Annotated in this window: 24 protein-coding genes and 1 other RNA gene; 21 read left to right on the top strand and 4 right to left on the bottom strand. The window is 29.1% G+C overall.

From position 1 onward, the window contains the following. The first annotated feature begins 48 nt into the window (after nt 1-48). From CM240_RS17240 to CM240_RS08940, 3 genes are all read left to right on the top strand, one after another. Nucleotides 49-1,755 carry a cellulase family glycosylhydrolase gene (locus tag CM240_RS17240; protein ID WP_084485404.1) on the top strand — a complete coding sequence of 569 codons (1,707 nt, stop codon included), beginning with the start codon at nt 49-51 and terminating at the stop codon, nt 1,753-1,755. Between the two features lie 176 nt (nt 1,756-1,931). Next, nucleotides 1,932-2,387, top strand: coding sequence for an Lrp/AsnC family transcriptional regulator (locus CM240_RS08945; RefSeq protein ID WP_044038520.1), 456 nt, complete (start codon nt 1,932-1,934; stop codon nt 2,385-2,387). Nucleotides 2,388-2,612: 225 nt separating this feature from the next. Further along, on the top strand, nt 2,613-3,857 hold the full coding sequence (locus tag CM240_RS08940) for an NAD(P)/FAD-dependent oxidoreductase (protein WP_044038518.1): 1,245 nt from the start codon (nt 2,613-2,615) through the stop codon (nt 3,855-3,857). A gap of 71 nt (nt 3,858-3,928) precedes the next feature. Here CM240_RS08940 and CM240_RS08935 read toward each other — a convergent pair whose 3' ends face one another. Both CM240_RS08935 and CM240_RS08930 read right to left on the bottom strand, forming a co-directional pair. Next, a complete protein-coding gene (locus CM240_RS08935) occupies nt 3,929-4,543 on the bottom strand; it encodes a RusA family crossover junction endodeoxyribonuclease (protein WP_044038516.1) in 615 nt (204 codons plus the stop codon). Nucleotides 4,544-4,739: 196 nt separating this feature from the next. Continuing rightward, the gene (locus CM240_RS08930; RefSeq protein WP_044038514.1) at nt 4,740-5,072 is read right to left on the bottom strand and encodes a YmaF family protein; all 333 of its coding nucleotides are present in this window, start codon (nt 5,070-5,072) and stop codon (nt 4,740-4,742) included. A gap of 137 nt (nt 5,073-5,209) precedes the next feature. On the opposite strand from CM240_RS08930, the gene tsaD reads away from it, so the two are divergent. Both tsaD and CM240_RS08920 read left to right on the top strand, forming a co-directional pair. Next, nucleotides 5,210-6,229 (top strand): tRNA (adenosine(37)-N6)-threonylcarbamoyltransferase complex transferase subunit TsaD, encoded by a 1,020-nt coding sequence (tsaD, locus tag CM240_RS08925; protein ID WP_044038512.1) that lies wholly within the window; start codon nt 5,210-5,212, stop codon nt 6,227-6,229. A gap of 173 nt (nt 6,230-6,402) precedes the next feature. Then, a complete protein-coding gene (locus CM240_RS08920; protein ID WP_044038510.1) occupies nt 6,403-7,065 on the top strand; it encodes a hypothetical protein in 663 nt (220 codons plus the stop codon). Between the two features lie 453 nt (nt 7,066-7,518). On the opposite strand, the gene CM240_RS08915 is transcribed toward CM240_RS08920, so the two are convergent. Beyond that, a complete protein-coding gene (locus CM240_RS08915; protein WP_051483778.1) occupies nt 7,519-8,640 on the bottom strand; it encodes an LCP family protein in 1,122 nt (373 codons plus the stop codon). A 406-nt stretch (nt 8,641-9,046) separates the two neighbouring features. Between CM240_RS08915 and hisZ the strand changes: the two genes are divergently transcribed. The 10 genes from hisZ (at nt 9,047) to CM240_RS08865 (ending at nt 15,856) form a co-directional block, all read left to right on the top strand. Further along, nucleotides 9,047-10,252, top strand: a complete 1,206-nt coding sequence (hisZ, locus tag CM240_RS08910) for an ATP phosphoribosyltransferase regulatory subunit (RefSeq protein WP_044038508.1) — start codon at nt 9,047-9,049, stop codon at nt 10,250-10,252. Next, nucleotides 10,253-10,891 carry an ATP phosphoribosyltransferase gene (hisG, locus tag CM240_RS08905; RefSeq protein WP_044038506.1) on the top strand — a complete coding sequence of 213 codons (639 nt, stop codon included), beginning with the start codon at nt 10,253-10,255 and terminating at the stop codon, nt 10,889-10,891. A 3-nt stretch (nt 10,892-10,894) separates the two neighbouring features. Continuing rightward, nucleotides 10,895-12,184, top strand: a complete 1,290-nt coding sequence (hisD, locus tag CM240_RS08900) for a histidinol dehydrogenase (protein WP_044038504.1) — start codon at nt 10,895-10,897, stop codon at nt 12,182-12,184. A gap of 31 nt (nt 12,185-12,215) precedes the next feature. Next, nucleotides 12,216-12,803 (top strand): imidazoleglycerol-phosphate dehydratase HisB, encoded by a 588-nt coding sequence (gene hisB / locus CM240_RS08895; protein ID WP_044038502.1) that lies wholly within the window; start codon nt 12,216-12,218, stop codon nt 12,801-12,803. Continuing rightward, entirely contained in the window at nt 12,800-13,402 is a 603-nt protein-coding gene (gene hisH / locus CM240_RS08890) for an imidazole glycerol phosphate synthase subunit HisH (protein WP_044038500.1), read from the top strand. The genes hisB and hisH overlap by 4 nt, the downstream gene beginning before the upstream one ends. Further along, the gene (gene hisA, locus CM240_RS08885) at nt 13,399-14,112 is read left to right on the top strand and encodes a 1-(5-phosphoribosyl)-5-[(5-phosphoribosylamino)methylideneamino]imidazole-4-carboxamide isomerase (RefSeq protein ID WP_044038498.1); all 714 of its coding nucleotides are present in this window, start codon (nt 13,399-13,401) and stop codon (nt 14,110-14,112) included. The genes hisH and hisA overlap by 4 nt, the downstream gene beginning before the upstream one ends. Nucleotides 14,113-14,116: 4 nt before the next feature. Then, a complete protein-coding gene (hisF, locus tag CM240_RS08880) occupies nt 14,117-14,875 on the top strand; it encodes an imidazole glycerol phosphate synthase subunit HisF (RefSeq protein ID WP_044038496.1) in 759 nt (252 codons plus the stop codon). 8 nt (nt 14,876-14,883) lie between these two features. Continuing rightward, nucleotides 14,884-15,189, top strand: a complete 306-nt coding sequence (gene hisI / locus CM240_RS08875; protein ID WP_044038494.1) for a phosphoribosyl-AMP cyclohydrolase — start codon at nt 14,884-14,886, stop codon at nt 15,187-15,189. Between the two features lie 19 nt (nt 15,190-15,208). Then, nucleotides 15,209-15,535 carry a phosphoribosyl-ATP diphosphatase gene (gene hisE / locus CM240_RS08870; protein WP_044038492.1) on the top strand — a complete coding sequence of 109 codons (327 nt, stop codon included), beginning with the start codon at nt 15,209-15,211 and terminating at the stop codon, nt 15,533-15,535. A 132-nt stretch (nt 15,536-15,667) separates the two neighbouring features. After that, the gene (locus CM240_RS08865) at nt 15,668-15,856 is read left to right on the top strand and encodes an alpha/beta-type small acid-soluble spore protein (protein ID WP_044038490.1); all 189 of its coding nucleotides are present in this window, start codon (nt 15,668-15,670) and stop codon (nt 15,854-15,856) included. Between the two features lie 83 nt (nt 15,857-15,939). Here the strand turns inward: CM240_RS08865 and CM240_RS08860 are convergent, their stop codons facing one another. Further along, entirely contained in the window at nt 15,940-17,889 is a 1,950-nt protein-coding gene (locus tag CM240_RS08860; protein WP_051483777.1) for a DUF6055 domain-containing protein, read from the bottom strand. Nucleotides 17,890-18,053: 164 nt separating this feature from the next. Between CM240_RS08860 and CM240_RS08855 the strand changes: the two genes are divergently transcribed. From CM240_RS08855 to CM240_RS17235, 6 genes are all read left to right on the top strand, one after another. Beyond that, on the top strand, nt 18,054-19,292 hold the full coding sequence (locus CM240_RS08855) for a glycoside hydrolase family 3 protein (protein WP_044038488.1): 1,239 nt from the start codon (nt 18,054-18,056) through the stop codon (nt 19,290-19,292). Between the two features lie 134 nt (nt 19,293-19,426). Further along, nucleotides 19,427-19,777: a transfer-messenger RNA gene (gene ssrA, locus CM240_RS17105) on the top strand. Between the two features lie 472 nt (nt 19,778-20,249). Beyond that, nucleotides 20,250-22,439, top strand: coding sequence for a BspA family leucine-rich repeat surface protein (locus CM240_RS16895; protein ID WP_051483776.1), 2,190 nt, complete (start codon nt 20,250-20,252; stop codon nt 22,437-22,439). Nucleotides 22,440-22,681: 242 nt separating this feature from the next. Then, on the top strand, nt 22,682-22,918 hold the full coding sequence (locus CM240_RS18150) for a sortase family protein (protein ID WP_044038485.1): 237 nt from the start codon (nt 22,682-22,684) through the stop codon (nt 22,916-22,918). 633 nt (nt 22,919-23,551) lie between these two features. Beyond that, nucleotides 23,552-23,950, top strand: coding sequence for a hypothetical protein (locus CM240_RS08840; RefSeq protein WP_044038483.1), 399 nt, complete (start codon nt 23,552-23,554; stop codon nt 23,948-23,950). Nucleotides 23,951-24,032: 82 nt separating this feature from the next. Next, on the top strand, nt 24,033-24,227 hold the full coding sequence (locus tag CM240_RS17235) for a recombinase family protein (RefSeq protein WP_278246583.1): 195 nt from the start codon (nt 24,033-24,035) through the stop codon (nt 24,225-24,227). Nucleotides 24,228-24,418: the final 191 nt, after the last annotated feature.

Genomic DNA, 24,418 nt, shown 5'->3' with positions numbered 1-24,418 from the left:
TAATAAAATGTAGAACAGGTGAAAAATGTTACTTAAGGAGATGATGAAATGGCAAAATTTTTAGCTAAATTGAAGAAAAAAATTATTGTCGCTACAATAGTATTAGCGCAAGTAGTAGCTATGGCAACATCAATGACAGCATATGCAGCGAGTTCTAAAAGCGGATTTAGAGTAGAAGGAACTAAGCTTTATGATGCAAATGGTAAAGAGTTCGTTATGAGAGGTATAAATCATGCTCATGCATGGTACAAAGGTAATGAAGAGACGGCTATATCAGCTATTGCAAAGACTGGAGCTAATACTGTAAGGATAGCTGTAGGTGATGGAGAACAATGGGGATATGATGATATAAATACTTTAAAAAATCTTATTTCTCTTTGTGAAAAAAATAAACTTGTAGCAGTAGTAGAAGTTCATGATGCAACAGGATCAGATGATATTTCAAAGTTAAATAATGCAGTGAGCTACTGGGTGAAAATGAAAGATGCATTAATAGGGAAAGAAGATACAGTGATATTAAATATTGCAAATGAATGGTTTGGAACTTGGGACGGTAAGAAGTGGGCAGAAGGATATAAACAAGCCATTCCGAAGTTAAGAAATGCTGGTATCAAAAATACTATCATGATTGACTGTGCGGGTTGGGGACAATATCCAAAATCTATACATAACTATGGCAAGGAAGTATTTAATGCAGATTCAGAAAAAAATACAATGTTCTCAATACATATGTATGAATATGCTGGAGGAGATGCAGACACTATTAAAAACAATATAGACGGTGTATTAAATCAAGGGTTAGCACTTAGCATTGGTGAGTTTGGAATAAAGCATACAAATGGTGATGTAGATGAAAAAACAATTATGAGTTATTGTCAAGAAAAATCTGTAGGGTATATTGGATGGTCATGGTATGGTAATGGTGATGAATGGAAATATCTTGATATAGCAAATGATTGGTCAGGAAACTCATTTAGTGAGTGGGGAAATGTATTATTAAATTACAAAGATGGAATTAAGAATACATCTAAAATCTGTTCTGTATATTCAGGAAGTAGTGATAATGGAAATACTACTGATATAGAAGATGAAGCTATAGCAACAGTTTATGAAAAGGTTAAATATAAGGGAAAAAAAGTAGATCTTAAAGTTGGGACTTATACTTTAAGCGAAATGAAGAAATTAGGAATAAAGAATGACTGGGTTTCAGCAGTAAAAGTAAAGTCAGGATATAAGATAACACTATATGAAGATGATAATTTTAAAGGAAATAAATTGGTGAAAAAATCTAATAATAGTGACTTAAATAAACATAACTTTGATAATATTACATCTTCAATTAAGGTAGAAAAGATAAATAGTAGTAACACAACAACTACTGCTACTAGTATAACAGTTGAAGCTGAAGAAGGCATATTACATGGAGTATATTCAAATAACAAAATAAGCGGTTATAGTGGAAGTGGTTATGTTGATGATATGGAGACTGATGGAGATTATGTAGAAGTAACAATAGATGCTCCAAAAGGAGGAAATTATAACTTAGATATAAGATATGCATCTCCATATGATAAGAAAATTGAAACTTTATATGTAAATGGAAGCAAAATAAAAGATGTTGAATTTCCTAAGACAAGTACTTTTAAAAGTGTTTCTGTCGGAACAATAGATTTAAAAGCAGGAAAGAATACTATAAGAATTCAAAAGAACTGGGGTTGGACATTAATGGATAGCTTTACAGTGACATCGAAATAAGATCTTAATAAAAATAAAAAAAATTCTAGAATATATTGTATTTTTGAGGAAAAAACTTTATTATATAAATATACAATATATAGTATAAGATGCAATGAAGCGTATTGAGGAGTTATTTCCTATCAATACGCCTTTTTTGCATTGTAAATACTAAATATGGCAATGGAGGAATATGTATGGACAAAATTGATTTAAAATTGATTAAACTTTTACAAGAAAATGCTAGATATCCGGTAAAACATCTTGCAGAAGAAGTTTTTCTATCACCGCCAGCGGTATCAGCACGAATTGAGAAATTAGAAAAGCTAGGTGTAATCACAGGATATACAGCTAATATTAATAAATTAAAATTAGGATATAATATAACTGCATTTATAAATTTAGAAGTAGATCCAAAAGATAAACCGGAATTTTATCCCTTTATCGCTAAATGTAAGAATGTAATAGAATGTAACTGTGTAACTGGAAAATATTCTATGTTACTTAAAGTTGCATATAATACTACTATGGAGTTAGATTTATTTATTGGACAACTTCAAAGGTTTGGTAATACAGAAACGCAAATTGTTTTCTCGACAGCTGTAGAACCGAGAGGTGTAGAAGTAGATTCTTACTGTAATAAGGACTTATAAAAAAAGCTGTTACACATTTTGTGCAACAGCTTTCTATGTAATTAAAGGGTTAAGTATTGGGTAAGATTAAATTTCCAATAGGAAATTATAGGATAAAGGGGTATATGATATTTTTAGGGGACATTAATAGTATTTGTTTTAATCCTACTTTTATTCATTATATGGAATAGTGAATAGAAAAAAGGTATAATTAGTAGGGAAATAAAAAATAGTGGAGGGTATAAAATGGTCCATTATGATGCAGTTATTATAGGTGGCGGTGGAGCTGGGCTTATAAGTGCTATAACAGCTAAAAAAGAGGGAGCTAAAAAAGTTTTAGTAATAGAAAGAAGAGAAGAATTAGGTGGAATGCTTAATTTTAATATAAATAATGCTTTTGGAAAAGGTTATTATGAAGAAATGATAACAGGTCCAGAATTTATCCAACGGTTGATAGATGAAATTAAAGAACTTAAAATAGATATAAAGTTAAACTCCATGGTATTGGATATAACAAGAGATAAAATAATAAAAATAGTAAGTGAAGAAGGAGTATATAATATTTCTTGCAGTACAATAATTTTAGCTACAGGATATAGAGAGCGACCAAGAGGTATAACTAATATACCTGGTAATAAGCAGGCAGGAGTATATACTGCAGGAGCTGCCCAAAGGTTTATAAGTAGAGAAGGATATATACCTGGTAAAGAGGTGGTTATATTCGGTAGTAGCGACAGTGGTCTCGTTATAGCAAAGCAACTTACAATTGAAGGTGCTAAAATAAAAATGATATTAGAAGTAACACCTAATATAAAAGGAACATTAGAAAATTATGAAAGATGCGTAGAGAATTTTAATATACCAGTTTTGTTCAGTCATACAATTCTAAAGGTAGAAGGAAATGAGAGATTAACAGCATTAACAATATCAGAAGTAGATGAAGATAAGACACCTATAAAAGGTACAGAAAAATATATACCTTGTGATACTCTTATCATTGCAGCTTCTAATGAGCCAGAAAGTATATTAATAGAAAAGCTAGGTGGAGAAATAAATAGTAACACATTAGGAGTAAATGTTAATGAAAGTTATGAAACTAATATAGATGGAATTTTTGCTATAGGTAATGTATTATATCCTCATGATTATAGTGAAGATATAACAGAGGAAGCAATTATGGCAGGAAAAAATGCTGTGAGATATCTTAATGGTGAGAGATTCTCTTTAGAAGATATAGATGTTGTTGCCGGTGAAAATATTATATTTGTATCGCCAAGTCATATAAATTTAAAAAATGCACAAGAACAGATAACTTTTAGTTTTAGACCATTTACATATTGTGAAGAAGGGAATATTGTGATGTACATAGATGGGGAAGAGAAGATAAGAGTTCCATTTGAAATGTTATATTCTGGTGAAACTATGAAGTTAAAGCTAAAAAAATCTATGTTAAGTTATGATATGAAAGAAATAAAATTTGATATTATATAAATGATAATGGAGCTGTTGCAAGTTATTGCGATAGCTCCATTATATTGTTCTTAAATATGCTTAAAATGATTTTAGAAGGACTTTTTAAGGCAATTTGTACAAATAAATTCTGTTCCTCTATTTATTGAAACTCCTTCGCCTTTTTTTAGTGGTTTATTACATAAAGAGCAAATATCTTTATTAGAAGCAGTAATTTCTTTTGGTTTAATTACTGTTGATTTTCTATTTGGTGGTGGTGAATATTTTTTACTAGTTATCGGAGTATCTCGTTTTACAATAGAGAAATCTAACGAATATTGACTTTCGGAGAAAAGTTCTAATTCAAATCTTGGATTTTCTTTATCATAAAATTCATTTATAACTAAAGTTTTTATTTGAGAATCATTTATTATAAGACCACTTTTTTCTATACCATCAAAAATAGATTTTGGAATATTATTTGTATCAGGATGTCTAAGTTCACTTTTATAGTAAACATTAAGTACAGCAATAAGACCATCTTCTAAAACTATGTTTGGATTTTGAGCCCTAGCTTCAAAAGCTATGGTTTCTTCATATATTGCATATCTATCATGATATTTACCTGATGATACTGGCAATATGGATCTTCCATTGGAGTTTACCAATTTAAAGTTTGATTTGGATATGGGAGATCCTTTAACTACTATTTTTGCATAACTATTCATGTATAATCTCCTATTTTTCTTTTATAAAAGTTATTATATCATAAATATTAAATATTAAATATGTAGTAAAGTGCTATTGTACTGATGACTATCAGTGCACAATTTACAAATTACAATAACTGTAGACTGTGCGCTGATAAGAATGTGGGCTCTCGCTCACGAAACTTAATCGTTATTGCGATAGCCCCATAATAATCTATACTAAAGGACTTGATATTAAAGTAGCAACTTCAAAACAGTGAGAGTGACCGTCACTGCAAGATGTTGAAGCTTCAACAAAGTGAACGTGTTCTCCGTTTTCAAGATAAACAGCTAATCCTGTCTTTACACAAATTTTATGAATATGATCTAGAGAGTCAGTTGTTGTTTCTAGAACATGATAGTGAGATCTTCCACATGGAATAGCTAAACTGGAAACTCCTGCAAAACGGTGATTGTGTCTTTCTTCGCCTCTTTCAGCTAATTTAGTACTTCCTATAAATTCATGATTATGGTTTCTTTCTCTATTACATCTATTTTCGTTACTCATTATTACATTCTCCTTTTGTTTGTTTATTAATTTCTTTATACAATAGATTATGATAGATTTAATAAAAAGGTGAATGAATTGAATCGGATAAATTATAAGGGTATAATATATAATGATTAGAAAAGTGGAGGTATAGCATGAAGATTTTATCAATAGAAAGTAGTTGTGATGAAACTTCAGCAGCGGTAGTTGAAGATGGAAGAAAGGTATTATCCAATATAATATCATCACAAATAGATATACATACTAAATTTGGAGGAGTTGTTCCAGAGGTAGCATCTAGAAAACACATAGAGAATATATCAGTAGTAGTAAAAAAGGCTCTAGAAGAAAGTAAATGTACTTTTGAAGATATAGATGCTATTGCTGTAACTTATGGACCAGGACTAGTTGGAGCATTATTAGTTGGGTTACAATATGCAAAAGGACTGGCTTATTCATTAAATAAACCACTAATTGCTGTAAATCATACTGAAGGTCATATATCAGCAAATTATATAGAACATAAAGAGTTAGAACCGCCATTTATAACATTAGTAGTTTCCGGAGGAAATACTTTTATAGCATATGTAAAAGATTATGGAGAGTATGAAATTCTAGGTCAAACAAGAGATGATGCAGCTGGGGAAGCGTTTGATAAGGTAGCTAGAGCCATTGGACTTGGATATCCAGGTGGGCCTAAGGTAGATAAGGTTTCAAAAGAAGGAAATGAAGATTTTATAAAGTTTCCTAAAGCAAATTTCCATGATGATAAAGTTCTTGATTTTTCTTTTAGCGGAGTAAAGTCAGCAGTACTAAATTATATAAATAATTCAAAAATGAAAGGTGAGACATATAAAGTAGAAGATATTGCAGCGTCTTTTCAAAAATCTGTTGTAGAAGTTCTTGTTGATAATGGGATAAAAGCTTGCAAAAACAAAAAAAATTATACTATAGCAGTAGCTGGTGGCGTAGGATGTAATTCTAAGTTAAGAGAAGTATTAAAAGAAAAAGGTGAAAAATCAGGAATTAAAGTATTATTTCCATCACCGGTATTATGTACAGATAATGCGGCTATGATAGGTGCTGCAGCTTATTATCAATATATGAAGATAGGTGCAACTCCATTAGAAGTTAATGCAACACCAAATTTAAAATTAGGAGAAATAAGATATTAAAGTTTTTTCAAATAAGTATATTAAATAATTAAATTCTACATTAATTAATATAAAAAGAAATATAAATATAAAAGTTTATATAATAAAAAAATATAAAAAGTCGGAAAAAGCATAAAGGAAATATTTTACAAATATTTCCTTTATGCTTATAATTATTTATAGGGGTGATAATTATGGAAGAATCAATATTAAGTCCTCAGTGGAGAAAAAATAATATAGCAATTTTTGCAAAAAAACTTAATGAAAAATTAAAAACATCCTATATAGTGGCAGGAATTACTATAATAATAGCGCTAATTGCAATGTACATAGTAGTAGATAGACTTTTTCAATCTTCTACAATTATATTATCAATGATATCAATAATAATAGGTATTTTTGTAGGTACAATTATCACTATAAAGATTATATATTGGTATTTTAATGAATTTTGCTTAAAAGAAAATAAAGATATGGGAAAAGATTATTCTAAAATGGTAATTGCAGATATAGAAAGAACAAAGAAAGTTTTTCAAAACAAAAATTGGCAGTTAAAGAGGGTTCCTGATGTAACTTTTATAGAACATTGGACTTTAGTACTCTCAAATTTATCAGGATTTTTATCTATGGAAGAAATAAAAGAATATGTAGAATATTATTCATCTATAGAAAGCATTATAGAAATGCAGGAAGATATAAATAGGCATATAAAGTTTATGAAAAAGGTTCCCTTATCAGAATATAAACATATGAAGGAATATAAAGAAATGTATAATTTATTTAATATGGAACTTAATAAGTTATTTAATGTTGATACTGAAAAGCTAACATTGAAATTAGTAAATATGGCAGCGTAGAATTAGGGAATAGGTAAGAGTGAATGGTGGATGTTGCATTAATAAATGAAAATTTGTGAGCGGTAGTTCCTTTTATTATGGCACAGGTTAGAAGGCACAAGGCACAAGTAAGGTAAAAATTCCTCTTTGCGAGGAATTTTATTATAATCCTGCGGAAAGAAAAATGTTTTCATATTTATTATAGATATATAATTTGTAACCAAAGTTTCATGAAAGTGCAACTTTCATGAACTTTATGTAATGACTTTTATATTAACTGTGATCTAAGCAAGAGACATAGTTTAACTTATAACATTCAACTTAACACTTAAAATTTCAGAAATTCTGCAAGAATTTCATCTATACCTGTGCCTTGTGCCCTCATACTTGTGACCTACTTTTGCTCTTCAAACTTACTGAAAAAAGCTGCCACACTTTGAACTGATCTTCTTACTTATTCACTCTTATTCTTTTCTAATTTAAAATTAGTTTACTACGTTGAATACTATTATCGGGAACTGTTACAGTGGAAAAGTCTTGTCCAGGATAAATAAAGTTTAATACCTCTTCTGTAGTAGCTTGAAGATCAGGAAAAACTACAGATGCTTTATCACTACCAATATACATATCTCCTAAAGTAATATTATTATCAGAAGGAATTCTTAAATTTTGCACTTGCAAATTTTCCATTTGATATACGGTATTTCCCATTGTAATGATATTTGCTAAAGTCATATCACTATCTATAGACCCATATACTGATGATAGCAATTTAGGATATTCTAAAGCTTCCATATTTTTAACTTTATCAAGACAGGCACTCATAACTCTTTTTTGCCTTTCTACTCTCTCAAAATCGGAATTTCCCACATATCTTATTCTAGAATAAGATAAAGCTTGTTGGCCATTTAATACTTGTAAGCCAGGTGTTGTTAATAAAGTAGAGTTTGTACCATTTACTTCTTTTATATACTTGTTTATTTCATTAACTTCAGTATCTTTAACATCAATTTCTATACCGCCGATAGAATCTATAACATTTTGAAAATTAAAGAAATCAATAGTAATATAGTTATCTAGAGTAATATTGAAATTATATTTTAGAGTTCTTGATAATAATTCTACACCACCGATGGCAAAAGCAGCATTAATTTTGTTATATCCATGTTCAGGAATTTCAACATATGTATCTCTTAACACAGAAGTTAACTTAATGCTATTATTTTCTGGATCTACAGTGGCAATCATTATAGAATCTGTTCTACCGATATTTTCCCCGGATCTTTTATCAACACCTATTAATAAAATGTTTTTAATCTTTGTTTCCACATCTAAATGTTCATTTGAGTCATTAATATCTTTTTCTTCTGTAGTAATTTTATTTGTGTAAATTACAGAGTTACTTTTTTTGAATAAGTTACTAAAAAGCAAATAAGTACTTAGTGATCCTACTAATATAATTATTAAAAATACTGATAATAGTATTTTTTTAGATTTACTAAGTTTAGGCAAAAATCCTCTTTTTCTTTTTTTACTTCTTTTTATATTCATAGATTCTTCACTATTGTTAATATTAGAAATTGAGTTTTTTTTCAAAACTTCACCTCCATAGATAATTAAGTTTATATTTACAACAAAATTCATATGAAATTTACAATTTAACTTTATTTTAACTTATTATATAATAACATACAATATTTATAAATAAAATCAATTTGATGACAATAAATGTAAAGAAGATTAGTTTTAAAATTGCAGACAACATAAAAATAGAATATGAATCTGATTATTTAACAAATGACTAAAATGAAGGAAATCTTTTAAAAATATAAAAAATAATAAACTAATATAGATAAAATTAAAAGGTAAATAGAAGGATTTTATCTATGTTTTCAAATATATAAATTTTACAGTAAACTATTGACATGTAATATAATATGATATAATATCATATTAATAATTTAGTGTGATAAAGTGATAAAACAATAAAGTGGGTGGGGCTATGAAAAAATGGAGAAATTATATCCCAGAAGGAACTAGGGATATTCTTTTTGATAAGTGTTCATTAAAAAAAGAAATAGAAAATAGTATTAGAAATACTTATATAAATAGTGGATTTCATCAAGTGGAGACTCCAACTATTGAATTTTATGATGTATTTGATTTTAAAGATAACGGTATTCCACAGGAGAACATGTATAAATTTTTTGATGCTAAGGGAAGAATTTTAGTTCTTAGACCGGATTATACAATACCAGTAGCTAGAGTAGTAGCATCAAAAGTTGATCAATTGCCTATGAAGTTTTTCTACAGTGGACAAGTATTTACACCGTCAGATAGTTTCAGTGGTAAAGATAGTGAAATTACTCAAGCCGGTGTTGAAATTATAGGTGAAGGATCAATTAGAAGCGAAATTGAACTTATTTTAAGAGCTATTGAGGCACTTAAAAATTGTGGACTAGATAATTTTAAAATTGAACTTGGGGAAAGTAACTTTTATAGAAAAATTATAGAGTCTATAGAAATAGATGATTCAGGAAAAGAAAAATTAACAAGACTAGTAAGAAATAAAAATATTGGACTTATAAATGAATTCTTAAAAGAAGAAGGAGTGGCGCTTCCTAAAGAAAGTAAGAATCTTATAAGAATGTTACCAGAGTTATTTGGTGAAGTAGATATATTAGATAAGGTTAGCCAATATATACCAGATGCATTGCAAAATGATATTGATAATCTTAGAAATATTTATAATGCATTAAAAGAATTAGGATATGAAAAGTATATATCAATAGATCTTGGAATGGTTTCAAACTTAAATTATTATACTGGAATAACTATAAAAGGCTATGTTGATAATTTCGGTGAAGAGATTTTAAGTGGTGGAAGATATGATAAGGTATTTTGTGAATTTGGCGAAAAGACACCGGCAGCAGGTTTAGCTTTCAAAATTAATAATATATTAGAAGTATTATTCAATAAATCTAATATTGAAAGAAAAAACAAGGTATTAATTCATTACGATTTAGATCAATTGAAAATTGCTTTAGAAAAGGAAAAAGAATTGATTTCAAAGGGATATGAAGTAGAACTATCTCTTTATGAAGATATAGAGAAATCAAGAAGCTATGGGGGAGCTAAAGGGTTTAGTAAAATTATGATAATAAATAAAGAAGATATTATAGAGGAAGATCTAGGGGCGGTGAAATAAATGACAATAACAGTAGCGTTAACAAAGGGACGTATTGAAAAAAAAGCTATTGAGATATTTGAAAATATTGGTGTTGATGTAGAATCTTTAAAAGATAAGGGAAGAAAGCTTGTTTTTAAGAGTAAAAATAAAGATATTCAATTTATATTAGTAAAAGCTGTAGATGTTTTAACTTATGTAGAACATGGTGTTGCAGATATGGGGATTGTAGGTAAAGATACTATATTAGAAGGAAATAGAGATTTTTATGAAGTGGCTGATTTAAAATTTGGTAAATGTAAGTTTTCATTAGCATCATTACCTAAATATAAAGATTTTCAAAGCTATGAAAAAAGGGTTATTGCAACAAAATATCCTAAAGTAGCTAAGGAATTCTTTAAGAGTAAAGGTGAAGATGTAGAAATTATTAAGATAGAAGGATCTGTTGAACTTGCACCTATTTTGGGTATGGCACACGGAATTGTGGATATTGTAGAAACTGGTGTTACTTTAAAAGAAAATGGACTTATAGTTTTAGAAGATATTTGCGATATAAGTGCAAGGTTAATTGTTAACAAGGCATCAATGAAGATGAAAAAAGATGCAGTGATGGAGATAGTAAATAGCATTGAAGAATATATCGATGGAAAGGAGCAATAGAATATGAGAATTATAAAAGGATATAATGAAGGGATTAAGTATTTATCATCTTTAAGAAGAGAAAGTGGAAATGTAGAAAAAGATGTAGAGAATACAGTTAAAGAAATTATTTCTGAAATAAGAGAAAAAGGAGATAAGGCATTACTTCATTATACAAAGAAATTTGATTATAAAGATTCAAAAGATATTGCTTTAGAAGATATAAAGGTATCAAAAGAAGAAATAGAAGAAGCTTATAATAGTTGTGATAAAGAATTAATTGAAGCTTTAGAGTTAGCAAAAATTAATATTGAAGGATATCATAAGAATCAAATAAAACAGGGGTTTAGTTATATACCAGTAGCAGGAAAAGTGATGGGTCAAATGGTAAGAGGATTAGAGAGAGTTGGAGTATATGTACCGGGGGGCACTGCGGCATATCCTTCAACAGTACTTATGAATGTAATCCCTGCTAAGCTTGCTTCTGTTGAAAAAGTAGTTATGATAACACCAGGAAGTAATAGTCAGCTACCAGCAATACTTGCAGCTGCTAAAATTGCTGGTGTTGATGAGGTATATAAGATAAGTGGAGCACAGGGTATAGCAGCATTAGCTCACGGAACAGAAACAATAAAAAGAGTAGATAAAATTGTTGGACCAGGAAATATATTTGTAGCTACAGCTAAAAAACTATGCTATGGAGCAGTAGATATAGATAGTATAGCAGGACCATCAGAGATATTAGTAGTTGCTGATGATACTGCAGATAAAACTTTCGTAGCAGCAGATTTATTAAGTCAAAGTGAACATGATGTACTTGCAGCATCAATACTTGTAACTACAAGTGAAAGATTAATAAATGAAATAGAAGAAGAAGTACAAAATCAACTTAATAAGTTATCAAGAAAAGAAATTGCAGAAAAATCATTAGAAAACTATGGAGCAGCAATTTTAGTAGAAGATTTAAAAGAAGCAATAGAATTAGCTAATGCCATTGCACCAGAACATTTAGAACTTATGGTAGAAAATCCATTTGAATACCTAGGATCAGTAAAAAATGCTGGATCAATATTTCTTGGGAAATATTCACCTGAACCATTAGGCGATTATATGGGAGGACCAAATCACGTTCTTCCTACAAGTGGAACAGCAAGATTTTTCTCGCCACTTTCTGTAGATGATTTTATAAAGAAGACTTCATATATTTATTACAGCAGAGAAGAACTTGAGAAGATTAAAGATAAGATTGTTAAGATAGCGGATACAGAAGGGTTAACAGCACATGGAAACTCAATTAAAGTAAGATTTAAGTAGAGAATCAGTGCACTGAGAAGAGGGGGTCATTATGAGGTCAAGTAATATAAATAGAGATACTTTAGAGACGAAGATAAAGTTAAAGCTTAATATAGATGGTTCTGGTGAGGGAACTGTTAAAACTGGGATTGGTTTTTTAGATCATATGCTTATTTTATTTAAAAAGCATGGTGGTTTTGATTTAGATATAAGTTGTGATGGTGATTTATATGTTGATGGTCATCATACTGTTGAGGATATTGGAATTGTTCTTGGTAAGGCTTTTAAGGAGGCTATGGGGGACAAGAATGGTATTAAAAGATATGGGACAAGTTATGTGCCTATGGATGAGACTTTGGCTATGGTGTCTTTAGATCTTAGTGGTAGAAGTTTTTTAGTATTTAATGTTGATATGGATAAGAAGATGATTGGGGATTTTGATTCTGAACTTTTAGAGGAATTTTTAAGGGCTTTTGCTTTTAATGGTGGTATAACTCTTCATGTTAATTTAATGTATGGTAGTAATAGTCACCATATTGTTGAGGGGATTTTTAAAGCTTTAGCTAGGGCGATGAAGGAGGCTCTTACTGTAGATGCCACTATTAAGGGAGTAATGTCTACTAAGGGGGTATTAGAATGATTGCTATCATAGATTATGGTATGGGAAATATAAATAGTATTTATAAGGCTATGAAGAAGATTGGTGCAGATGTGGTTTTAACTAATGATAAAGATACTATTAAAAATAGCAAGGGAATTATAATTCCTGGTGTTGGTGCTTTTAAGAAGGCTATGGAAAATTTAAAGTCTATGGGGTTAGATTCGCTTATAAAAGAAGAGATTAATAATGGAAAGCCTATGCTTGGGATTTGTCTTGGGATGCAATTAGTATTTGATTCTTCAGAGGAAATGGGATACTCAGAAGGGTTAGGTCTTATTCCTGGTAAGGTAACAAAGTTTGAGATTTCAAAGAAGATTCCTCATATTGGATGGAATAGTGTTAGGATTAAGCAAGATCATCCTATCTTTAAAGGTATAGATGATGGTGAATATTTTTATTTTGTACATTCTTTTCATGGAAATTGTGATGAAAAGTATATTTTAGGGGATTGCAACTATGAAGTGGATTTTCCAGCTATAGTTGGTAGAGATAATATAGTAGCTTCTCAATTTCATCCAGAAAAGAGTGGAGAAGTAGGTCTTAAATTATTAAAAAACTTTAAGGAGATGGTGGGATGATTTTATTTCCAGCGATAGATATAAAAGACGGTAAGGCAGTTAGGCTTTATCAAGGTAGATTTGATAAGTGTGAGGAAATGGGTATTCCTCTTGAAATAGCAAAGGAATTTGAGAAAACAGGAGCAGAATTTATTCATTTAGTTGATTTGGATGGTGCAAAAGAGGGAAAGAGAATTAATTCCGATATTATAAAAGCTATTGCAGAGGCTGTAAATATACCAGTGCAATTAGGTGGTGGTATAAGAACATTAGAAGATTTAGAAGCAATTTTTGATTTAGGAGTTTCAAGAGCTATCATTGGCACTGCTGCTTATAAAGATAAAGAATTTTTAATAAAGGCAGTAGAGAAGTACGGCGAAAAAATCGCTGTTGGTGTTGATGCTAAAGATAATAAGGTAGCTTTAGAAGGATGGCTTGAGAGTACTGATATGGATTATATAGAATTTTCTCGTCAGTTAGAGAAAATAGGGGTAAAGACTGTGATATATACAGATATATCAAAGGATGGAACTTTAGAAGGTGCCAATATAGAAGGACTAAAGGCTTTAAGTAATGCTGTAAATATGGACATAGTAGCTTCTGGTGGTGTTAAAGATTTAGAGGATTTATTAAAAATTAATGAATTAAATCTATATGGTGCTATTTCAGGAAAAGCGATTTACAGTGGCTCTTTGGATTTAAAAGAAGCTTTAGATGCTCTAAAGGGGTGAGTTTATGTTAACAAAAAGAATAATACCTTGTTTAGATGTAAAAGAAGGCAAGGTTGTTAAGGGAATAAATTTTGTTGGGATAAAGGACGTTGGTGATCCTGTAGAAATTGCTAAGGTTTATAATGCTGAAGGTGCAGATGAATTAGTATTTTTAGATATTACAGCATCTTTTGAAGAAAGAAAGACAATGATTGATGTTGTTGAAAGAACTTCAAGAGAAGTATTTATACCACTTACTGTTGGTGGTGGTGTCAATTCTATAGAGGATATAAAAAATCTTTTAAGAGCTGGTGCAGATAAGGTGTCAATTAATTCAGCGGCGGTAAGAAATCCTAATCTTATTAGTGAAGGTGCCGAGTCATTTGGTAGTCAATGTATCGTAGTTGCTATTGATGGGAAGAGAAGAGCTGATGGTGGATTTAACGTATTTGTAAAAGGTGGACGTGAAGATACTGGTATTGATGCTATAGAATGGGCTAAAAAGGTTGAGAAACTTGGTGCCGGGGAAATTCTTTTAACATCTATGGACAAGGATGGTACTAGGGATGGTTTTGATATTGAATTTTTAAATGAAGTTTTAAAAGTTGTAAATATACCTGTTATAGCTTCAGGTGGTTGTGGTGATATAGATAGTTTTTATGAAGTGTTTAAAGAAACAGATTGCGATGCAGCCCTTGCAGCATCAATATTTCATTATAAAGAAGCTACTATAGGAGAAGTTAAGGAATATTTACATGAAAGAAGTATAGAAGTTAGATTATAGGAGGAATTATGGATATAGATTTTTCAAAAGGATTAGTTCCTGCCATTGTTGTTGATTATAAAACTAATAAGGTTCTAATGCTTGCTTACGTCAATGAAGAATCATATAAAAAAACATTAGAAACAAAAACAACATGGTTTTATTCAAGAAGTAGAAAAGAACTTTGGAACAAAGGTGCCACATCTGGTCATTTTCAATATATAAAAGAGATGTATACAGATTGTGATAATGATACTTTACTTATAAAGGTAGATCAAGTTGGAGTACCATGTCATACTGGAGCAGATACATGTTTCTTTAATAAAATTATTTAAATTTTAAGAGGTGTTTATTGTGAGTAATGTTATTAATGATTTATATGAAGTTGTAAAAGATAGATTAGATAATCCTGTAGAAAATTCATATACTAATTATCTTTTTAATAAGGGAACTGATAAGATTTTAAAAAAAGTTGGAGAAGAATGTACAGAAGTTATTATTGCTGCAAAGGGTGATAGTAAAGAAGATATGGTAGCAGAAATTTGTGATTTATTATATCATCTAGAAGTATTAATGGTTGATAGAGGAATAGAAATAACTTCTGTAGAAGAAGAACTAAAAAAAAGAAGTGCTAAGATAGGTAATTCTAAAGGTGATAGAAAAGAAATAACTAAGTTATAGAAGTTTATGGAAAACTCTCCAGTGATACCACAGTGTATAAAAAATATAATGGGGTAAATTAATATTGCAAGGCAGTTAAGAAATAAAAAGTCTTGCATCACCGGAAGGTGAAATTTAAAGGAGGGACTCAAAATGGCAAGTTCACAAAAATTAGTACCAGAAGCAAAGAATGGATTATCAAAATTCAAAGCTGAAGTAGCAAATGAATTAGGAGTTCCATTCACAGATTATAATGGAGACTTAAGCTCTAAACAATGTGGATCCGTAGGTGGAGAAATGGTTAAGAGAATGGTAGCTGAATACGAGAACAAGTTAAAGTAATCCCAAATTAAATTTTAGTCATTCGAGTGAAAAAAGGAAAGACGTTGCAAGATGTATCTCTTGTAACGTTTTTTCTTTATATATTAAGGTTCATTACCCCAGACAAGAGTTCCATCAATATAAGCAGTGACTTTTTTCCATTCAACATAATCGTTAGAAGAACTATTAAAGGAATAGTCATTGCTTTGATTAAAGTTTGTCCAATTATTTTTATGAATTCTACCATAAAGATAAATGTTACCGTTAGGTTTAAGTACTTCATTAGAATTAAAAGATAAATCTAAATAATAGTCAGCATTATTACCTTTATTTATGGAACCAAAGTTAGCAGTGATAGAATTGCTGTCAAAAGAACACCAATCACATTCAAAAACCTGCTTTTCATTTCCGTCTTTTGTATAATAGTAACGGATTTTAATATTTTTTAAATTAATAGATGTTTTCCCTGCATTAGTTATCCTAAAGCAGGGAGTTATATTATTATATACAGGCTGGTTAATTTTATTATACATTTCTACTTTTATTTTATCTTTTGTTGCTGAAGGTTTATTAGTATTATTTGAATCACTATTATTTATAGTATCATCACTATTATCACTATTATTGGAACTATTGTTATTGCTAGAGATATTAGTATCATTACTATCTTTTGAATTATCAGCATTTTCTGCTGTAGTATCTTCTGTTGATATTAATTTTATCTTATAAGGATAAGAAGTTATTTTATCAGCATCTATTTTAGATATATCCTGAAAAGTTTTTGGTGTTGCCGCTACAATTAAATAGACTGCAACTTCATTTCCAGAAAGTTTTAATGTGTTTTCACCATCATTCCAAGTTGAAGAATATGTAGTAGATTTATCTTTATTAAAAGCTACGATAGTTGCTCGCCAATCATCAGTATCTTTGTTTTTTATTCCTTTAAAATCTACTGTTATAGATGAATTTTCATTATAATTATTAATAGGTATTATATTATATCCACCTTGCTGAGGTGCTTTATCATCGGGAATAGAAACCCAGCTATTTTTAGGCAAATCTAAATTAGTAAAAATAATATCATTATTAGCGGAATCGGACTTTAATTCTTTTAAGTATGTTAAGTAGTTGTTTTGCCGAGCAAAATCCATGGTGATCATTCTTTTACTATAGTTTCCTATAACATCTTGTAATGAAATTTTTGTATTTTTAGTTATTGCATCAAAGGGGTTTGTAATATCATCATTTTCTAAAATAGTATGTATTAATTCTATGCCTAAACCTTCTAAGTTATCAGGATTTTCTGATATATAGGTAATAAAAGGCCAGGAATCATAAGCATTCTTTTCTTGTGGAAAAGCTAAGTTAGAGTTTAACACAATGGACTTAAAAAAACTTGATGCTGGTCCATATATAGTATCATTATGACAGTACTTATCACTACCAAGGTATTGATTTCTAAGCCAATTAGCCATAGCATCAGACCAATTATTATCTAATGCTCCACCTTGATGCAATATAACAGCATGGGCATACTTTTGAGCTAATACCCAGCTTGGAGGATCTACTCTTATTAGCGAAGGACTTACTATTATATATGCAAAGCCATCATCGTCACAACCAGTGTATTGATTTTTATTTTTTATTTTTTTTAGTCCTGTATCAGATAAGTATATATTTGTTTTATATTTGCCTGATTTATTTTTTATTGATTTTCCTGTATCTTTCATTTCTAAAGTATCTATATATACTTTTCTCATATTTTCTAAGTTAGCTAAATTACCTTCTATAAAGTCTGAATTTATAATATTTGAATTATCGTCATTTCCCCATATTATTTGAAAATGTTCAGAGGAACGGCGATTTATTGATTTATCGTTTAAAGAATAAAAAGAATCTCTATTTTTATAGGGATCATTACTAGTGTCGTTTATTTCTTCAATTTCTGTATTGGGTGTTGACTTTTTATTTATAATCATCGTAGAAAGCTTATTACAAAGAAGTACATTAAGGATTATAGCAATACAAATTACAAGGAATTTTAGTTTAGGCATCAATAAGCTCCTTTCCACAAATACAATTTATGATTATATTTTACATTACAATACAAAATAATTCAAATAAAGATAAAAAAATATTAATTTAGAATAAAATATGGTAAAATAATAGATATATATAGTGAAAACATATACAATAGTATAAAAAGGAGTTGTGAGATATGGCAAAAATAATTAAGGTTATTGCAATTTTATCCGCTGTTGTCATGTCAATGAAGTTTGGTGGATGGTTAGCAATAGAATGTAAAAATTATTCGAGTGAGAGGATGGCTATAGTTAGAGAATCAGAGACCGATGAAGAAAAAATTAAAAGAATTAGATCAATAATAGATGAGATGACTATAGAAGAAAAAATTGGACAACTTATAATGTCAGGGTTTAGTGGGAAGAAATATAATGAAGATTTAAAATCATTAATAGTAGAAGAAAAAATAGGTGGAGTAATATATTCTATTAGTAATATTGAAGACGTTCAACAAATGGTAAGATTAAATAATGAAATAAAGGTAGAAAATGAAAATAATAAAATTCCTATTTTTATTACAGTAGATGAAGAAGGGGGATCAGTTTCTAGAATGCCTTCTGAACTTATGGAAATACCGACTAATGAAGAAATTGGTAAAATGAACAATGAGAATACAAGCTTTAATATAGGTAGTGCTATAGGTGAAGAAGTATTAGCCTTAGGCTTTAATGTTAATCTTGCACCAGTGCTAGATGTTAATACTAATGATAAAAACACTGTTATTGGAGATAGATCTTTTGGTAACGATGAAGAACTTGTAAGTAGATTAGGAATAGCTATGATGAATGGTATGAAAGAAAGCAATGTAATTGCAGGAATAAAGCATTTTCCAGGTTATGGTGATGCAAGTAGTGATTCATATGTAGGTTTACCAGTATTAGAAAATGATTTAGCAAGATTAGAGGTAGTAGAATTTCGTCCTTTTATGGATGCAATAAAGGCAGGAGCTGATTTAGTTATGGTATCTAACATCAAACTAACCAAGGTTGATAGTGAAAATCCAGCAACAATGTCAGAGATGGTAGTAGATGATATTTTAAGAAGGTATATGGGTTATGATGGTGTAATAATAACTGATGATATGTCGATGGATGCAATAACTAGTAATTATGATATTGGTGATGCTGCAGTAAAATCTATTTTAGCAGGAACAGATATAATAATGGTATGTAATAAATATGATAATGTTATAAAAGTAATAGATGCAATTAATGATGCTTTTCTAGATGAAAAAATAACAGAAGACAGAATAGATGAAAGTGTTGAAAGAATATTATTGTTAAAAGATAAATATAATGTTGTAGATAATCCTATAGTTGTACCAGATGTAGAAGATATTAATAAGAAAATGGATAAAGCTTTAAATGGGAAATAAATTAGTGTTGGAGGCAAAAATTACTATTGATTAATTTTTGCCTCTGATGTACAATGATAATTGTCTTATGAAAACTGAATATTTTAAAGGTGAATGCGTAATGAACATACCTAAAGTCAATGTCCTTATAACATGGGGGCGCAATGGTTTCGACGGGGGTATGGGATTCATGAGAAGCGAGCCGAGGGCCCTGGACCCGCGTTAAAAAACTGGGAATTAAAATTAATTGACGAAAATTACGCTTTAGCTGCTTAATTAACAGCAGCCGTCTTACTTGGAAGGCCTACGGTCCGGGATAAGGCGTCGATTTTGTAGGGAAACGAGCCGCTGAAAGCTTTGACAGCGGAACGGGATTTTATGAAGCTACCGAAGTAGAAGCCTGTTGGTAGGCGTCTACTAAGGGAAATTTAAAATATCAACTGCGCTCGGAGATGCTTATGGGTGTCAGCTTTCGGACACGGGTTCGATTCCCGTCGCCTCCACCAAAAAATCCACGACAGAAATGTCGTGGATTTTTTTACTTTATAGGCATAAATTTATTATGAAACTCCATTTTAACTTTAAGCATTTATTCAGAATATCTACCATTTCTAGGTATTACATCTTTGTATCTTGTTAATATTAATTGTGCTTTCCTATTTTTAGTTGGAATAATTAAATTAAAGTTAGGTATAAAAATTTCTTTTTACAAGATTATTCAAAAATTTTCTTAACTATAAAGAGAGTTTTCTGTTAATTTCAACATGAGTTAAAAATATTTTTGCGTTATATTTAAGAAATTATATCAAATAAAAAGAAAACTGGGAATATAATCATAATGTAAAGGTTGTATTGACAATAAAAATCGAAATATTATAAAATAACAGAGCTTGATAGTAGGGCCAGAATTTATATTGAAAAATTATAATTCTTATTTTTTTAATATAAAAATATATTATTTTGGAGGAAAATATATAAATGGGAAAAACAAATGATAAAAAGAAGCAACAATTAAAAAATATTGGAACTGCTACTGCATTAACACTTATCTTAGTTACATCTGATGTATCTATTTTATCTAATGCAATGGAATTAGATAGGGAAGTAAATGTAGTTAGTAGTAGCGTTGGAAAAGAAGATCTTGAACAAGAAGTAGCTTCTCAAGAAATAAATAAACAAACAACAGTGGATACTTTTGATTTAAGCAATTGGGAGTATAAAGAGTATAGTAAGGATATAATTTTAAATAAATACAATGGTACAAATACAGATATTGTTATACCAGGAGAAATTAATGGTAAACAAGTTAAGATAGGAACAATGAGTTGTTTTTCGGGGATAAAATCTACAATAACTAATTTAACATTCCAAGAAAAAAATGAAAAAAAAGTACAAGTAGCTAGCAATATATCAGAATCTATATTTAAAGATTATACAGCACTTGAAAGTGTAGATTTAAGCGGATTAGATGCTTCTTCAACAGTAATTAAAATGAATAATATGTTTAGTGGATGTAGTTCTTTAATAAGTGTAAAATTTGGTGATACATTTACTACTTCTACTATAACTAATATGAATAGTATGTTTAATGGGTGTAGTTCTTTAGTAAGTATAGATTTAAGCCTACTAAATACTTCAGCAGTAAAGGATATGTCTCATATGTTTAAAGGATGTAGTTCTTTAACAAGTGTAAAATTTGGTGATAAATTTACTACTTCTCAAACAACAGATATGAATAGCATGTTTAAAGGATGTAGTTCTTTAACAAGTTTAGATTTAAGTAGGTTTAATACGGCGCAAGTAACTAATATATCATATATGTTCGATGGTTGTAACTCTTTAACAAGTTTAGATTTAAGTAGTTTTAGTACAGAAAAAGTAACTAATATGAGATATATGTTCAATGAATGTAATACTTTAACAAGTTTAAATTTAAACAGTTTTAATACGGAACAAGTAATTAGTATGGATAATATGTTTAGAGGATGTAGTTCTTTAATCAGTTTAGATTTAAGTAGTTTTAATACTGAGAAAGTAACTAGTATGACAAATCTATTTATAGGATGTAATTCTTTAAAAGATTTAAATTTAAGCAGTTTTAATACGTCACAAGTAACTAAGATGAATAATATGTTTAAAGATTGTACTTCTTTAGTAAATTTAAATTTAAGTAACTTTGATACATCACAAGTAATAGATATGTCATATATGTTTAGTGATACTGCAGTAGTTAGCTTGGACTTAAGCAACTTTGATACGTCACAAGTAGCAAATATGCAAGGAATGTTCCGTAATACTGAAAACCTAAAAAACATAAAATTTGGTGATAAGTTTATAACATCATCAGTATCAGATATGTCATATATGTTTTGTAATACTGGATTAGACAATTTAGATTTAAGTAATTTTGATACATCACAAGTAACAAATATGAAGGCAATGTTTGCTAATTTAGATAATATTACTGTTTTAGATTTATCTAGTTTTAATTTAGATAAAGTTACAGAAAATAATATGAAATATATGTTTGCAAAAAATGTTACGGTTGAGTCTAATGGAGTGATTATTGAAAATAACTCATCAAATGATGCTAAAGAGTTACTAATTGTTACTAAAGATTCTAAGTTAAAAAATTATGATTATATAGCAGACTTTTGTTTACCAGTAGGTCTAACATTAGATGCAAATGGTGGAGAATTTGAAAATGGTGAAAAAGTTTATTCGGATTTAAAAATAAATGTAATAGAAGGTCTTGATGATGCTACTATAGAAAAAGAAATAAATGATAAGTTAGTAATAGCACCAAAACCAATAAGAGATGGATATGAATTTATTTCATGGGAATTTAAACCAACAACAGGAAATACAACTTCTGCTTTAGATAAGTTAAATCAAGTTTATTATGCTAAATGGGAGACAGAAAGTACTATGAATCCAGATGAAAGTATTACTTCACCAGGAGGAAGTACTGTAAATCCAGATGGAATTGTAGTAGTACCAGAAATAGAGGGGAGTCAAGAATCAACTAATGGAATCGATTCAGATATAAAGCCAAATGAAGATAATGAAGCTCCAAAAACAGGAGATGCTGGAGTATTAGGATATATAGGATTAGGATTAACATCACTATTAGGTATATTTATAAATAATAGAAAGAAAAACAACTAAAAAATCTTATATAATATAATAATTAAAATTAAATATAAAAAAATATTCTGAATAAAGGTGTAAATTTAACAAAACAAACAACTAGATTAATAAACCTCCTATAGATAGATTTATTTTTATAATAATATCTTGGGAGGTTTAGTCATAAATGAATATAATGATGAATCAAAATAGATAAAGCTAATGAAAAGAGTAATAACAGGAATATTAATAACTGCTATGATTTCTAATAGTGTAGCTTATTGTTATACAATAAAAATCAATTAGCAGATGGAAATGAAGGTGTGGAAGTAACACAGACCGTAGGTTATCAATTGAAAAGTAGTTCTAAAGATGATTCATTAGAAAAAATAAAAAATAAGTCTATGTTTAAGAGTGAAATAGATTTATGTGAAGATGATAAAATAATAACATTGTCAACTTGTTCTTATGAATTTGATGATGCAAGATTAGTGATTCATGGTAAACTTTTGAAATAAGTATAGTATATTTATTTTATAAATTTTATCTATATTTTATCTATATTTTCAAATTAATAGATTTAAACATATTTGGTAGTGTAAGTTTATAAATTAATAAGCGCAATTATTTGTTCGACGGAATGAATAATTATTAGAGCCAGTAGATTAACCTTAGGCTTTATGGTTAATCTATTGGCTATTTTGTTTGAAAGGAGAGATATTATGAAACAATATGAAAACTTAAAACATGTATCTATAAAATTAATAGTATAGTATAGAGTGGAATAAGCTAATTTACAATATTCATGTTTCATCTATATGTTTATACTTTTTTATTTTGTACATATTCTATTTTAAAGAAAAATAATGAAGTTTACAAGGAAGCTATTAATAATGAAAATATTAAAGCATTAATAAGTGGAGATACAATAAACATTTTAAGAAGATTTAAACAATTTAAGAAAAATTAAACAATTTATCAATTATAAGTCTACAATTAAGTTAATATTTTTATTAAATACATTACCAGATACGTTAGATAATACTCATGAGTATTATAGAAAAATTCTTATAGTTCCATTTAATAGAGTATTTAAACCAGAAGATATTGATAAGAAATTAAAAGAAAAGGTATGCACTGAATTAAGTGGTGTGCTTAATTGGTGTCTTGAAGGAGCAGAGAGACTTATCAATAATGATTATAACTTTACCGAAAGTAAAGCTATAGAAAAAGTAACTAATGATTACAAGGAAGAACAAAATCCAGTAGAAGCTTACTTAAATGAAGTCCTTGTGTATGAAGAAGGTAGTAGTGAAACTAAGAAAGCTATACTAGATGCATATAAGTCTTGGATAGAGGGTGAAGGTATCTCGGTAAGAGGCACTGATTCACCACAAAGATTTTGGAGAGCTTTAAATAACTCTACTAAAATTAATTTAAATAGTGAGCTAACTTATAAGAAAATTGCAGGTACTCTGTATTTAAGGGACTTTAAAATAGATTACTCAAAATTACCAAAGGAAGAAGTTAAATATACTTTTAGTAATTAGGGGGATAAGTGGCTAAGGTGGATAAGATTTTTTGTGATAAAAATTAATTTAGTTTTGTCTAGAAAGAAAGGCTTGCGCATATATAAGGTATATTTCTGATAATCAGAGGGATGAAAGCTTAGAAACTCAAATAAGAGCCATAAAGGAATTTGGTTATGCTAAGGGATATGAAATAGTAAAGGTTTATCAGGATAAAGCTAAGTCAGCTACTACTGATAGAAGACTAGGCTTTCAGCAAATTATTAAGGATACTACTAAATATAAAAGAAAGATGTAATAAATGAAAGAGAATCTAAAAGTGTAAGATTAATATTTGAAATGTATATAGCTCGATATACCATCTAATAATAGTTTATCAGAAATATGTTTTGAAAATGATAAAAAATATTTCTTATTAGGTGGAATTGATGTAAAATCAGTTTTTAAATAGAAATAGTCGAGGGTACTAATAGTCACGCCTCGCCTCCA

This window comes from Clostridium bornimense (assembly GCF_000577895.1).
GTDB lineage: Bacteria > Bacillota > Clostridia > Clostridiales > Clostridiaceae > Clostridium_AN > Clostridium_AN bornimense.
This window is presented reverse-complemented; position numbering and strand designations above follow the sequence as displayed.

Bases quoted from the DNA above. Each gene is read 5' to 3' on its own strand.
- CM240_RS17240 (WP_084485404.1), top strand. From the start codon at position 49: ATGGCAAAATTTTTAGCTAAATTGAAGAAAAAAATTATTGTCGCTACA.
- CM240_RS08945 (WP_044038520.1), top strand. From the start codon at position 1,932: ATGGACAAAATTGATTTAAAATTGATTAAACTTTTACAAGAAAATGCT.
- CM240_RS08940 (WP_044038518.1), top strand. From the start codon at position 2,613: ATGGTCCATTATGATGCAGTTATTATAGGTGGCGGTGGAGCTGGGCTT.
- CM240_RS08935 (WP_044038516.1), bottom strand. From the start codon at position 4,543: ATGAATAGTTATGCAAAAATAGTAGTTAAAGGATCTCCCATATCCAAA.
- CM240_RS08930 (WP_044038514.1), bottom strand. From the start codon at position 5,072: ATGAGTAACGAAAATAGATGTAATAGAGAAAGAAACCATAATCATGAA.
- tsaD (WP_044038512.1), top strand. From the start codon at position 5,210: ATGAAGATTTTATCAATAGAAAGTAGTTGTGATGAAACTTCAGCAGCG.
- CM240_RS08920 (WP_044038510.1), top strand. From the start codon at position 6,403: ATGGAAGAATCAATATTAAGTCCTCAGTGGAGAAAAAATAATATAGCA.
- hisZ (WP_044038508.1), top strand. From the start codon at position 9,047: ATGAAAAAATGGAGAAATTATATCCCAGAAGGAACTAGGGATATTCTT.
- hisG (WP_044038506.1), top strand. From the start codon at position 10,253: ATGACAATAACAGTAGCGTTAACAAAGGGACGTATTGAAAAAAAAGCT.
- hisD (WP_044038504.1), top strand. From the start codon at position 10,895: ATGAGAATTATAAAAGGATATAATGAAGGGATTAAGTATTTATCATCT.
- hisB (WP_044038502.1), top strand. From the start codon at position 12,216: ATGAGGTCAAGTAATATAAATAGAGATACTTTAGAGACGAAGATAAAG.
- hisH (WP_044038500.1), top strand. From the start codon at position 12,800: ATGATTGCTATCATAGATTATGGTATGGGAAATATAAATAGTATTTAT.
- hisA (WP_044038498.1), top strand. From the start codon at position 13,399: ATGATTTTATTTCCAGCGATAGATATAAAAGACGGTAAGGCAGTTAGG.
- hisF (WP_044038496.1), top strand. From the start codon at position 14,117: ATGTTAACAAAAAGAATAATACCTTGTTTAGATGTAAAAGAAGGCAAG.
- hisI (WP_044038494.1), top strand. From the start codon at position 14,884: ATGGATATAGATTTTTCAAAAGGATTAGTTCCTGCCATTGTTGTTGAT.
- CM240_RS08865 (WP_044038490.1), top strand. From the start codon at position 15,668: ATGGCAAGTTCACAAAAATTAGTACCAGAAGCAAAGAATGGATTATCA.
- CM240_RS08860 (WP_051483777.1), bottom strand. From the start codon at position 17,889: ATGCCTAAACTAAAATTCCTTGTAATTTGTATTGCTATAATCCTTAAT.
- CM240_RS08855 (WP_044038488.1), top strand. From the start codon at position 18,054: ATGGCAAAAATAATTAAGGTTATTGCAATTTTATCCGCTGTTGTCATG.
- CM240_RS16895 (WP_051483776.1), top strand. From the start codon at position 20,250: ATGGGAAAAACAAATGATAAAAAGAAGCAACAATTAAAAAATATTGGA.